Source organism: Paenibacillus sp. WLX1005, from assembly GCF_046603685.1.
Taxonomy (GTDB): domain Bacteria; phylum Bacillota; class Bacilli; order Paenibacillales; family Paenibacillaceae; genus Saccharibacillus.
This window is the reverse complement of the sequence record NZ_CP176756.1, coordinates 494,694-507,980: the sequence shown is the minus strand read 5'-3', so window position 1 is coordinate 507,980 and position 13,287 is coordinate 494,694. Positions and strand designations below refer to the sequence as shown.

Sequence of the window (13,287 nt, the reverse complement as noted above, 5' to 3'; positions counted from 1 at the left end):
GCCTAACATGCCAATATTCGCTGGTTTTCAGACCGACTCTTTATGTGGTAATGCCAATTCTTCTTGCTGTTGATTACGGCGATATTCATCAATGAATATCGTAGCAAGTTGTGGGTCCCACTGGGTGCCGCGCCCCTCTTCCAAAATGGAAATTGCCTTTTCCTTGGGCATGCCTTTGCGGTATGGACGGTCAGACGTCATCGCGTCAAACGCATCCGCCACCGCGATAATGCGGCCGAACAGCGGAATGCTTGCACCTTTCAATCCGTCTGGATATCCTTTGCCGTCAAAGCGCTCATGATGGGAACGAACGCCGGGCAGATACGGACGCATCGCATCGGCAGGTTCCACCTGACGCAGGATGCTTTCACCCATTTCTGGATGCTTTTTGATCTGATCGAACTCTTCATCTGTGAGCTTTCCATCTTTGAGCAGGACGGAATCCTTTACACCGATTTTGCCGATATCATGCAGCAGCGCCGTTTTGCGTAATTGATCAATATCGTACTCGCACAATCCGGCACGAATGGCGATACTGACAGCATAATCGGCAACCCGTTGCGAATGACCCGCTGTATAAGGATCACGCGCATCCAGCGCCGCTGCCAATGTGGCAAAATAACTATCCAATAGCTGCTGATTACGTTGATCGCGTGTGCTGAGTCCTTTGACCATACTGTTAAAGCCGAGAATCAGACGTGAGAAATCATCGGAGTAATAATCCTGTGCATATACGTTAAAGTCGCCCGCTTCTACACGGGACATTGCACTGTATAGATTGTTGATCGGATGTTCCACATCACGCGCCAGCAGCAGTGCACCACACAGACTGAACACGATGCTGACGAGTATGACCATGCCTGCCCACTGCCAATATGCAGTCGCGTTAATACCAGTCATTTCCTGCAACCGAATTTGCGCTGCCAAACTGAACAGAGTTACCGGAAAGACGCCCATTAGGAAAATGCTGAGTTGATACTTTTGGCGAACCGTTAGATATACCTTTTCCAAGCCTAATGTATTGCGATCATATAGACTTCTCAGACGTCCCTTAATCGCCAGCAATAACGGACGAATGGTAGTAGATGTCAGGAAAAATTCAATAAATGCGTGCATGCTTGCCACCATGAGTGCACCAGCGGTACCGATTCCAATATAGTACCATGGCAGCGTTACCCAGCCGGTGTAGATACCGATACTTACTAGTGCCACTGCTGGAATGGTCAACCCCATAAAGTGAGGAATCATAATCCGAGAGACAGCCAACTTGGGGAAGCGATGCAACTGAGTATACGCTTTTTCCAATTGTTCCACCGTAGGCTGTTCCGTTTGAAATGCTTGACGAATCGGACGAATATGGTGATTGAAGGTCAAACCTTCCACCGTTACCATAAAAATAAACGAAGTCAGCATAATGCCGAGCATTCTCAAATTTTGCAGCAGCGAAGCATTTATAGTTGTAAGTACGAGCAGACCGCCGACAACAGCAACGGCAAGCACGGAACCAAGAATGTAATTCAGCACCATTTTCCGTAAAAATTGTTGATATTCGTTCACTGAGGTTCCTCTTTTCCCGTACCGTTCAGGCTGAATCATTCTAGTAAAAACAGATGATATTGGAATTCCGAAGTTCCATTTCCATTTTATAGTCTCACTATGTATATGTCGGCATTTCAGCGCAAAAGTTGATGCTTTTTCTACATTTCAATCTGATGGAGGGGTTCGCATGGAAGCAACAGAAATGACAAGCAATCTGATTTTACTGCTGGGAACCCTGCTACTGCTCGGCGTGTTATCCGCCAAATTCTCCTCGCGGTTCGGCATGCCCGCACTCGTCTTCTTTATCGTCGCCGGTATGGTTCTCGGCAAATTCATTTATTATGACAATGCGTTTATTACGCAGTGGTTTGGTGTATTGGCGTTGGTGATCATTTTGTTTGAAGGCGGGATGCAGACAGACTTCCGTCAGATTCGCCCAATTATCCGCCCTTCTCTATCACTCGCAACCGTTGGCGTGCTGCTGACCGCATTTGTGATCGGGTATTGTGCGCATCTCATTCTGGGCGTCAGTCTGATGGAAGGATTGCTGTTCGGCTCGATCGTTGGCTCAACCGATGCCGCCGCTGTCTTCTCGGTATTAAGCGGCAAAAATGTCCGTACTCGGCTCACCTCCACTCTGGAAGCGGAATCTGGCAGTAACGATCCGATGGCGGTCTTCCTGACGATTATGTTCATCGAATTGCTGAACAATCCGGATACCAGCATCTGGAGCGAGATTTTCTCCTTTGTCTGGGAAATGGGCTTTGGGCTTGTACTCGGTTTGATCTGCGGCAAACTGTCCGTGTTCCTGATCAACAAAATCAACTTCGAGACATCCAGCCTATATCCGGTGCTGGCTATCTCCAGCGCCCTGTTCACGTACGGCGTTAGCTCGCTTACGCATGCAAGCGGCTTTCTCGGCGTATACGTCATGGCGCTAGTGATGGGCAATTCCGATCTAACCTATCGACGAACGATTTTGCAATTCAATCAGGGCTTCGGCTGGATTATGCAGATTCTAATGTTCGTCCTACTCGGTCTACTCGTCTTTCCTGAACAATTACCGTCGATTATCTGGCAAGGTCTGGCACTGTCCCTGCTGCTCATTATCGTGGCGCGTCCGCTCGGTGTGTTCGTCAGCCTACTATTCAGCCAATTCAATCTCCGTGAAAAGACACTGCTCTCCTGGGCGGGGCTACGGGGTGCGGTGCCTATCGTACTCGCCACCTATCCACTGCTGGCGGGCGTGGAGCACGGACAGCTTTTTTTCAATGTCGTCTTCTTCATCGTCCTAACTTCAGCACTGATTCAAGGCACTACCATCTCACCATTAGCGCAAAAGCTAGGTCTGGTCGATAAAACGATTGATCAGCAGCCATCCATTATGGAGCTGGTCGCCACCGGACGAACACACTCGGAGATCAGCCATATGACGTTAACGCCCCAGAGCAAGCTGATCAACCGCCAATTGCAGGAGATCGATCTTCCAGCTAGTGTGTTAATCACCGCCGTGCTACGCAATGAAGATATCATTACTCCGCGCGGCGATACGATGCTGCTACCTGGTGATAAAATTTATCTGCTCGGTCCCAAAGCCAAACGTGAGGATATCCGCCGTCTGTTTACTGGCGACAGCAATCCGTCAGCATCGTAATCTCAACAAAAAAAGCAGTGCTTCCTGTCAATCGAAGCACTGCTTTTTCTCATGGACCTGCATACGATCGTTCCGGCAGCAAAGTCAGCATAACACTCCCTCACTGTGCTGCCATAATCGTCGTGAAATTGTATAGCTATATGCCCAGACCGGTGTTACCCCTGATCCGCGATATTCGCGGCCAGAATGACCGGTCCGCGCGGCTGATCGCCTGTTCCATCTGGCTCCAGCGTAATCGCAATCGTATCATAGTCTTCCGGTTTGAACGTGTAATACATCGCTCCGTTACCGCCTCTTGTTAAGAAGGTACCGGCACTCTGTTTGATATTCCCCTTAATGAGCCATACTTGAAACGCCTGAGTGCCTTCCAATTTAGGCAAGTTGTCAGCCTGTACCAGCAGATGCGTGCCTTTATCATCAATCACAATCGTCGCTAATCCTTGTGCCACAATATCTTTGGCAGCCGGACTGAGCTTGACCGCTTCATTCACGCGCAACCCCTGACTTGGCATGGAGGCAGCTACGATCTGCTGCTGCAGGCTGCCAATCTGGCTGCTGTTCATCGCCAATTGCTGTTGCATATTGTCTAGCTGACCGCGCAGATTCCCCGCATAAACGCCGATCAGAATCGCTGCGGCTACAGCTACAGCTGTTGTTATACGCCAGATCGCACCTCGACTGGTACGTTTCTCCGTCACTTCCGTTGCCGGTTCATTACGACGCTGAGGCAGCGGAGTGACGTTAGATGCTGGCTGTTGTGGTGTATCCAATTCCCCGGTTGGTAGTGTAACTGTCGTTGGTGCTACCGATTCAAACGGCAATCCGAAGGCAGAAGCTTCATGTTCACTGCCTGACTTGGTTTCGGCAAACACTCGATCCAGTACACGGTTTTTCATTCCTTTTGGTGGTACGATAGACTCGGTGACCAGCGGCAGAAAGCCGACCACTTCCCGTAACTCTTCTACGGCAAGGCGGCATTGTTCAGATTGTCTCATATATGCCTCAAATCGCTCCTGTTCTTCCCGATCCAGACCCCCGAGTACATACATCTCGACCATATCCATCCACTCGTTATTGTTGTGCTCGTTACTCATATGCGTTTCCCCCCTTTACCGCTTCAGCAAGCTTACCGTGAAGTTGCCGTATCGCAAGTCTCACCCTGCTTTTGACGGTTCCAAGCGGAATGCTGAATTTCTCGGATACTTCATGTTGCGTCAATCCTTGAAAATAGATCGACTCAATCACTTGTTGCTGTTCTTCACGGAGTTCCATCATGGCTTCACGGATGCGCTCGCGCTCCCAGTTCATCGTGACCTCCTGTTCCACATCAGTCCCGGTATCTGGAAGAACCTGCAACACCTCGTCGCCTACGGCATCGGCCGCTGCGCGTGATGATTTGCGCCGCAGCATGTCTACGGCTATATTACGTGCAATGGTAAACATCCATGTCGAGAGCTTCCCCTGGCCCCGATCATAGCGTTCCGCATGATTCCATACTCTCAAAAATAATTCCTGTACTACCTCTTCCGCTGCCATCGTATCGTGCACAATGCGGTAAGCGAAAGCATATACTGCGCGTTCATAGCGATCATATACTTCTTCCAGAGCTTCGGTGTCCTTGCGGGCAATCCGACGCATCAGTTCTTTGTCGTCCAACAATTCACTCATCCAAGGGCTCCTTTCCCATTCCCCTCTATTATAACGTTCGCACAATAATTTGCGATGGATGACTTTTACGCAATATTATTTTTGCATCCGGTTATCTAAAGGGTGGGCACTGATTTCCATATTGTTGTATTTCAAGCGTAAAAGCAAGATCCGACATCCGTCAGAAAAAACATTTTTCCCAGTGATACTAACAACATACTATAACATCCGCTTATGTAGAACGATGTCGAACAGAGGATGTTACTTTGTCGAATCAACCAATATTTTCATATTCATAAAATTCACTTCCTTAATCTTATATCCAATATTTTGCATTAAATAGGTATTACCCGTTTAATAACACATTGCGGACCTTTTTGCATCACACCATGATATACATATTTGTCTGCTGCCATTATTGTACCCCTCTCATCAGGTAACATCTGTGAGGATTGAGGGTACGTCGTCGTCGGTTTCTCATTTTCATTTTGATAGACATCATTATATCGTGTCTATCCATTACACCAAAGGAGTGTGGGAAGATGTTCAAATCGGTTCTCTCTAAAGTCTGTATCGTGCTCATGGCTGTCGTACTGCTCGTACCTGCCACAGCTGGTGCAGCCGCAACAACCAAAGGTGCTGGCTCCGACCTCCGTGCTGCGCTCGGACAAATTCTCGGTGAGCATGCCCTGCTGGCAATCATCGCTATGCAAAAAGGCATCGATGGCAAAGCTGACTTTGATCAGGCTGCCGCTGCACTGAATGCAAATACGGATGATCTGACAGCTGCGATCGCCTCCGTTTACGGCGATGCTGCGGGTCAAGCGTTCAAACCGATCTGGGCTTCGCATATCGGTTTCTTTGTCGATTATGTCAAAGCAACAGCTGCTAATGATAGTGCAGCCAAACAAAAAGCGAAAGACAATCTGGCTGCGTACAAAGTACAACAAGCCAAGTTCTTCGCTGATGCGAACCCGAATCTGCAACAGGCTGCGCTCGAAGCTGGTCTGGAAGAGCATATCAATATGCTGCTGAAAGCGTTTGACGACTACGTAGCCAAAGATTACACGTCCGTCTACACAACCGCTGATCAAGCGTACAAACATATGTTTATGTTTGGTGATATTTTGAGCGGCGCCATCGAGAAACAATTCCCAGACAAATTTACAAGTGATGCTTCTACTACGCAAGCATCCGATCTGCGTTCCGGTTTAGGCATTGTGCTGGGTGAACACGCGACACTAGCTGTATGGGCAATGCAAAAAGGCATCGACGGTGCACCAGACTTTGATCAGGCTGCTGCCCAATTGAACAAAAACACAGATAAACTGTCTGCTGCGGTCGCTTCCGTATACGGCGATGCTGCGGGTCAATCATTCAAAACAATCTGGGGTTCCCACATCGGCTATTTTGTCGATTATGTCAAAGCGACGGCTACCAATGACAGCACAGCCAAGCAAAAAGCGAAAGACGAATTGGCAGAATACAAAGTGGAACAAGCCAAATTCTTCGCTGATGCCAATCCGAATCTGCAACAAGCAGCGCTGGAAGCTGGTCTCGAAGAACACATCAATATGCTGCTGATGGCATTTGACGATTATGTAGCCAAAAATTACACTGGCGCATACGATCAAGAACGCAAAGCTTACGCCCACATGTTTATGTTTGGCGATATTCTGAGCGAAGCGATCGTGAATCAGTTCCCGACCAAGTTCGGCGGTACAGCTAGCGGCGGTTCCACAACGCCGGGTAGCACTACTACACCGGTAGATCACAGCAACATGCCGGGTATGGACAACTCCTCTTCAGGCAGTACTGGATCAGGCAACACGACAGCTGATGCTAGTCCAGAACTGAAAACAAAAGTGATCCAATTTACACTGAACAGCAAAACGTATATGGTGAATGGCAAATCGGCAACGATGACAACCAAACCGATCGTATACAAAGGCAGTACGTATATTCCGGTTCGTTATCTGGCTGCCAATATTGGTGCCACTATGTCGTACAACAACAAAACCAAAACAACAACGCTCAATACCGGTCAAGATGTGATCGAATTCTGGGCGAACTCTAAAATCTACAAACTCAACAATATGCAGATGAAAGCTGATGCAATGGTCATTTCCAGAGATGGACGCACTCTCGTTCCGGTACGCTGGATCGCGGATACATTTGACTGGAAACTGGGCTATAACAACGGTGTGATTTCTCTGAGCAAAACGTATTAATACCGAATACTGATATCGGCTACTCATATCGATGTACCGAATGAAGAGCAGGAACTCACCGTAAACGATACTTGGACGCCAAGCAGCAGACAGCCTTCCCTACTGGGAGCTGTCTGCTGTTCTTTTGTTGTCTGTCATTCTTTTGGAATGAAATAGGTAGATATGTTCATTATGCTGTGTATGAGCCAAATAGCTGGATATATTCACAGGCTAGATAGCATATTCACTGCATTGCTCACTTGCTTTCCGTTCGATGGACCCATAACCATATATTCATATTCAAAAACAAAGTTGTAACTTTTTTGGTACTATCTGATTAACTACTTAGGAATAGGTTTATACAATACTTAGACAGCATCGTATCGACAAACTATATCGTCCCGATGTTGCAGCGCGCAGCATCATGAAGGGGAAAAATCGAAAATCAGCTGTATCATTCTTAGCTGATGTAAGCGCTATACTGTGGGCGATGTCTGCACATACCGCTATTCTGCACAGCCGAAGAAATCAAATACACATAATTTGCAAAGGGGTAATTCACAATGAAAATGAGAAAATTGCTTGCACCTGTACTGGGACTTTCCTTGATGTTGCCAGCGGCTGGCGCATTTGCTGCCGAAGGCACAACAGCTGACTACAATCCGGAACTGCAAACAAGAGCGATCCAATTCACAATGGGCAGCAAAATGTACATGGTGAACGGCATGTCTAAAAGCATGGCTATTATGCCAGTAGAATACATGGGCACTACATACGTGCCATTGCGCTACCTGGCAGCTAACGCCAACATGAAAGTATCTTACGATGCAATGACAGATACAACATGGTTGGATACAGGTCTGGCTCGCTACGAGTTCTGGACCAAAGGCACAAACGCCAAAGTCTACAAAGTAGACAACATGCGCAAAGGCTTGAACCAACCGATCATCTCCCGTAACGGTCACACACTGGTACCAGTACGCTGGTTCGCTGACCAGTTCGACTGGAACATGTCCTACAGCAACGGCATGATCACACTGACTAAAGTATATTAATCCTACGTCATCGTTTACACCCTTCCGCCACGCGGACGGACGCGGAAGCGGCAGTTCAGGTCAACTAGGGAACACATCGCAGACTCCCTCCTTGCCTCTTCGCAAACGAAGCTATGGATGACCAAAAGGACTTCCTTCACAGGAAGTCCTTTTTTGGCGTTTATCGCGTCCGCTTTGCACCATTCATGGACATGTTGTACACATCTTATTCATTACAGGATACACAATATTGGAAAAGCAGTAGATACCGTCTCCAAAACGATCACTGTTCGCATTTGAATATCGCCATGCTAATTTTTGACTTTTATGCAGTATAGGTGTATACTATGTAATGTTGTTTTTAACCCTCGGTTTTATCCTTCGCAATTTTCCGGGTGCTGCCGGAATCATTTCAAATTTCCTTTCTTTTCTGAACATCCATTGAAATTTGAGTATCTGATTCACACTGGCGCGGTCATCGGAGCCGCAAGGACAAAAGAGAGGTAGGGCTTTTGTTGTTTTGGATTCATCGTATACAGACAGTGACGATTCCATGTACGTTCCATTTGTATACACAAAGCAAGCGAACCAAAACCGTCCCCGTCCACACATTTCACATTCACCGCGCACGGGGTTACGGGTTAACGATAGCTGCAGTTAAGCAGCCATATGACACCGGAGAGCAGACCTACGCAATCTGACTCTGTAACGAAAGCAGTACATTTTGCACCTCAGGCATCCCAACATGCCCCCGCAAAATCCGGCTACATCAATTACACATTGTTGAGCATGAAGCAATTCACATATGGCTCGTAAGCTGCATAACGGCTTATGGCATTACAAGCAAATCAAACATAAGACGCAACACCAGATCCCCGGCAGGACAACCACCACGTTGTCCCACCGGGGATCGTCCAATTTCTAACCCCAATACCCTGCAAATTCAACTCCCCTACCATTTCCATCCCTACACTCCCACCACTTCCTCTCCAAACAAAAAAGGAAGCAACCACCTAATCACTTTAATCCATCCTTTCAAACCAAATACTTATGTATTTCAAACTGCCTTCCCCCACCTCTAAAAGTACATTTTTACAATGATGCAAAAGCAATAAAGTTTGCACCCGCACATAACGAAGGAAAAGAAATAAGGGAAAAGGACGACTTTGGAGGGGCGGGAATCTACAAGTAACTACCCAATCCGTAGATTCCCGCGGCTCCACCGGAGGACGTTCCCTTATTCCTTTCCGAAGTGATGTCCGCACAAAACTCCCCTCCCGCAACTTCCCGCTAAAAAAATGCAAAAAAAGAGACCCCATCATTCGCAGCTGATGAGGTCTAAAAATATAGTAATTCAAAAGGGGTTATTACAGACATCATAACGGATGCATCTTAAAAAAACCTGATAATAACCTTAAAGAAACATTAATTTTATCATTTTAGGTATCTTCCTTTATAATATTGGGCAAAAAAGAACGCCACGGTCGCAGTCCATGGCGTTCAATCTGTTTATATATTCAAAAGGGGTATGCGTTAACTATAGCCACTTTATCTTAAAACTTTATGAACTCAACCTAAAAAAGTTATTAATTTTCTGATTTTATGCCTTTTTTTGCTCAAGAATGACCAGAATGTTCCAATTTACTGCGTACAGAATCGATTTTGTACTGTGCCGAAGTTGGATGATCGCGCCGATCATCGATTTTGACCGCTGTAGACACTCTACCCGCGCCTTGTTCAAAGGGACTTTCATGTAGCGCCTGAATCGCTTTGAATACATCTGCAATATCGCCTTCGATAATGGTACTCATCGGTGTCAGTTGAATCTGAATGCCCTGCTGCTGATCCAATACCCGTTGCATCTGCGCCACATATGAACTCAAGCTCGTACTACCTGTACCGACCGGAATCACGGTCACTTCTGCAATTGCCATCTTGAACTCCTCCTCTATTCCCGCATGTGATTGTATTCTATTCCTGTTTTACCCAAAATCCAACCCTGCTACCAGGCGATACGCTGCTCGTCCTTACGTTCATGCAACATAATGAGACACGCCCATTTTTACTTTTTTGTCAATATATTGTGTCATATCATAGACAACACACCTACATATAGAATACAGTTAACGATTTTTTATTGTACTGTAGCACTCTTTAAACGACCTGTAACGCAAGTGTACCGTCGTTTTTTTAGTATGTATACCGTCTGTATGCCAGCATTCGTCGGAATGAGCTGACTACAAACGCACTCCATTTGATACACGGAAAGGATGATCTACACCTATGACTATTCATCGGTCGATGATGAACCCTGCACATCTGTTAAATCCAGACCATTCGGACGAGAATTCTCTTCCCTTTAGCATCACACCGTCAGAGCATAAGCAGCACCCTATTATGGAGATGGGCGAGCATATTATGTATGGTGAGCATGAATCCACACGCGAGAATGCCAATTTGAATGGAGACAGCTTTTCCGGCAAAATGAGCCGTCTCGGCAGCGAATATTCCAAATATTACACCAAAGAGCGTATTCTGCCTCCCCCTATCGCCGAAGCGGTCAAGCAGAACCGGATCTATATTCATGATCTGGATCATTATGCGCTTGGTACGACTAACTGTATTTTCATCCCGTTTGAACGGTTGCTGCGCGAAGGCTTCAGCAGTGGCAACGGCAGTCTGCGTACGCCCAATTCGATCATGACAGCGATGGCACAGGTGGCGATTATTTTCCAATGTCAGCAAAATTCGCAATACGGCGGAGTCGCTGCTAACAAGCTCGATTACGATCTGGCACCGTACGTTACCCGCTCATTCCGCAAGCATCTGCGCAAAGGGCTGCGTTATCTCGGTGAATGGATCGCCGCACGTAATGCCGATCTGCATCCAGTCACTTCCACGGCATCGCTACATACCGAGCACAACGAACAGCCAACAACCACATGTTCCGTTGGAGATGAGCATTCGGTTGCCGAGATGGAGCAGATGATCGCCTGCACACATATGAATGACAGTGAATTGGCGCTAAGCTATCCGCTGGCGTACCGATATGCCATGGAAGAGACGCGCAATGAGACGTTTCAGGCGGCAGAGAGTCTCGTTCACAATCTGAATACGATGTCGAGTCGAGGCGGTGGACAGATTCCATTTACAAGTATCAACTATGGGACATGTACGTCACCGGAAGGTCGACTGGTCGTGGAAAGCCTGCTGGCGGCGACAGTACGTGGGCTGGGCAATGGCGAGACGCCTATTTTCCCGATCCAAATCTTCAAATGTAAGCAGGGTGTGAACCAGCAGCCTGGTGATCCTAATTATGATCTATTTCTAAAAGCGATCGATTGCACGTCGCGCCGATTGTATCCGAACTTTGCCAATCTGGATGCGCCGCTGAACTGCGAATATCTCATAGAAGGCGATCCTGATACGGAGTTTGCCACTATGGGCTGCCGCACCCGCGTCGTGGCTGACCGATTTGGACGGAATCATCTATCCGGTAAAGGCAATTTATCCTTTAATACGATCAATCTGGTGAAGTTGGGGCTAGATTACGGGATGATGGATCAAGATCAGGCGGATGAACAAGGCTTTTACCAGGCGCTGGATGAATGTATGCAATTGGCGGCGGAAGGGCTGTTGCATCGATTCCGCATTCAAGCGGTACAACCTGCCAAAGCATCTGACTTTATGATGCGAGAAGGCGTCTGGGAAGGCGGCAATGAACTCGCCCCGGATGATATGGTCGGCGAATTGCTCAAGCATGGTACGCTATCTATCGGCTTTATCGGACTAGCGGAATGTATGTATGCTCTGTATGGTGTGCATCATGGCGCAGATGATCACATCCATGCCAAAGCGCTACAAGTTATTCGTCATATGCGCAATGTGTGCGATCAACTGAGTGAGCAGCACAATCTGAACTTCTCGCTGATGGCAACACCAGCAGAAGGATTATCCGGCAAATTCGTCGCTATCGACCGTGAACGGTATGGCAGCATCGCAGGAGTGACTGATCGGGAATATTACACCAACTCGTTTCATATTCCGGTCTACCACAATATTCAAGCTGCTGACAAAATCCGGCTGGAAGCTCCGTTTCATGAGCTGTGCAATGCTGGTGCTATCTCATATATCGAGCTGGATGGCAACGCCCGGCAAAATCATGCAGCGCTGGCGCGAATTGTGCAATATGCGCTGTCACAGCAGATCAGTTATTTTAGCATTAATCATCCGGTAGATCGCTGCACTGCCTGTGGGTATGAAGGGATCATCGGCTCCCATTGCCCATCCTGCGGTGAATCGGAGCAGCAAGTGCACATCGCCCGTCTGCGCCGGGTAACCGGTTATTTGACGGGCGATTATCAGACGCGCTTCAATCCTGCCAAACAGGCGGAAGTTCGCGACCGGCTCAAGCATCGCTGATGTGTATGCACATTTGCGGGTATATTCCAGAGTCGATTAATGAAGGACACGGTATGCGAGCAGTCGTATTTATTAGCGGTTGTCGTCATGCCTGTCCGGGCTGCTTCAGTCCGCATACATGGTCATTTACCGCCGGGGAACCTTTTACCGCTTCGTTGCAACAGGAATTGATCGACGGCATGGCGCGCAATCCCCTGCTAGATGGGTTGACTATTGCAGGTGGTGATCCATTTTTTTCCGCGGGTGAGGTGGCGGGATTTGTAGAGAAGGTTCGCGCTCAATTGCCACAACTGTCGATCTGGATCTATAGCGGATTTACATGGGAAGAAATCTTTTTGCAACAGTCCCCAAAATATTTGAAACTTCTCTCTCTATGCGACGTATTGATTGATGGAAGATTCGAGAAATCGCTACGCGATGTGTCACTGCCTTACCGTGGCAGTAGCAATCAGCGAGTGATCGATGTGCAGCAGAGTATAGATCAGCGGCACGTTATTCTGTGGAATCATCCGGTACGATTGTGATATCAATCGGTCGACACGCCACTTAATAAAAAGATAATCACAAGCAATATTTTCTACTTTTTCAAAATTTTATTGCACAAAATATTGACTTATGCGATTAAATTGCATATGATTTGATCAAAGTAGTCAATAAGCTGCTTCAATCACGACAATCCGGTGTTATATATAATCAGTAACACTTCAAACCGTACACTAATTTCATAAACCTATTCCTGTTAAAGGGGAGTAGCTGTACAGGCAACGTCGTCATTACGGGT

The 13,287-nt window shown here is 47.3% G+C and carries 9 protein-coding genes; 5 read left to right on the top strand and 4 right to left on the bottom strand.

What is annotated here, in order from left to right:
• Positions 1-27: 27 nt before the first annotated feature.
• A complete protein-coding gene (locus ACE3MZ_RS02105) occupies positions 28-1,557 on the bottom strand; it encodes an HD-GYP domain-containing protein (protein WP_411344911.1) in 1,530 nt (509 codons plus the stop codon).
• A gap of 169 nt (positions 1,558-1,726) precedes the next feature.
• On the opposite strand from ACE3MZ_RS02105, the gene ACE3MZ_RS02100 reads away from it, so the two are divergent.
• Positions 1,727-3,193 (top strand): potassium/proton antiporter, encoded by a 1,467-nt coding sequence (locus ACE3MZ_RS02100; RefSeq protein WP_411344910.1) that lies wholly within the window; start codon positions 1,727-1,729, stop codon positions 3,191-3,193.
• 155 nt (positions 3,194-3,348) lie between these two features.
• Here the strand turns inward: ACE3MZ_RS02100 and ACE3MZ_RS02095 are convergent, their stop codons facing one another.
• Both ACE3MZ_RS02095 and ACE3MZ_RS02090 read right to left on the bottom strand, forming a co-directional pair.
• A complete protein-coding gene (locus ACE3MZ_RS02095; RefSeq protein WP_411344909.1) occupies positions 3,349-4,287 on the bottom strand; it encodes an anti-sigma factor domain-containing protein in 939 nt (312 codons plus the stop codon).
• Positions 4,280-4,861 carry an RNA polymerase sigma factor gene (locus ACE3MZ_RS02090; RefSeq protein WP_411344908.1) on the bottom strand — a complete coding sequence of 194 codons (582 nt, stop codon included), beginning with the start codon at positions 4,859-4,861 and terminating at the stop codon, positions 4,280-4,282. Before ACE3MZ_RS02090 ends, ACE3MZ_RS02095 begins: the two co-directional genes overlap by 8 nt.
• Before the next feature lie 521 nt (positions 4,862-5,382).
• Here ACE3MZ_RS02090 and ACE3MZ_RS02085 point away from each other — a divergent pair.
• Together ACE3MZ_RS02085 and ACE3MZ_RS02080 are read left to right on the top strand one after the other, a co-directional pair.
• Positions 5,383-7,071, top strand: a complete 1,689-nt coding sequence (locus tag ACE3MZ_RS02085; RefSeq protein ID WP_411344907.1) for a stalk domain-containing protein — start codon at positions 5,383-5,385, stop codon at positions 7,069-7,071.
• A 542-nt stretch (positions 7,072-7,613) separates the two neighbouring features.
• Positions 7,614-8,105 (top strand): stalk domain-containing protein, encoded by a 492-nt coding sequence (locus ACE3MZ_RS02080; protein ID WP_411344906.1) that lies wholly within the window; start codon positions 7,614-7,616, stop codon positions 8,103-8,105.
• Positions 8,106-9,700: 1,595 nt separating this feature from the next.
• On the opposite strand, the gene ACE3MZ_RS02075 is transcribed toward ACE3MZ_RS02080, so the two are convergent.
• Positions 9,701-10,018 (bottom strand): MTH1187 family thiamine-binding protein, encoded by a 318-nt coding sequence (locus ACE3MZ_RS02075; RefSeq protein WP_411344905.1) that lies wholly within the window; start codon positions 10,016-10,018, stop codon positions 9,701-9,703.
• Positions 10,019-10,367: 349 nt separating this feature from the next.
• Between ACE3MZ_RS02075 and ACE3MZ_RS02070 the strand changes: the two genes are divergently transcribed.
• Both ACE3MZ_RS02070 and nrdG read left to right on the top strand, forming a co-directional pair.
• A complete protein-coding gene (locus tag ACE3MZ_RS02070; RefSeq protein WP_411344904.1) occupies positions 10,368-12,506 on the top strand; it encodes an anaerobic ribonucleoside triphosphate reductase in 2,139 nt (712 codons plus the stop codon).
• A 5-nt stretch (positions 12,507-12,511) separates the two neighbouring features.
• Complete coding sequence (nrdG, locus tag ACE3MZ_RS02065) at positions 12,512-13,030, top strand: anaerobic ribonucleoside-triphosphate reductase activating protein (RefSeq protein ID WP_411346667.1); 519 nt, start codon at positions 12,512-12,514, stop codon at positions 13,028-13,030.
• Positions 13,031-13,287: the final 257 nt, after the last annotated feature.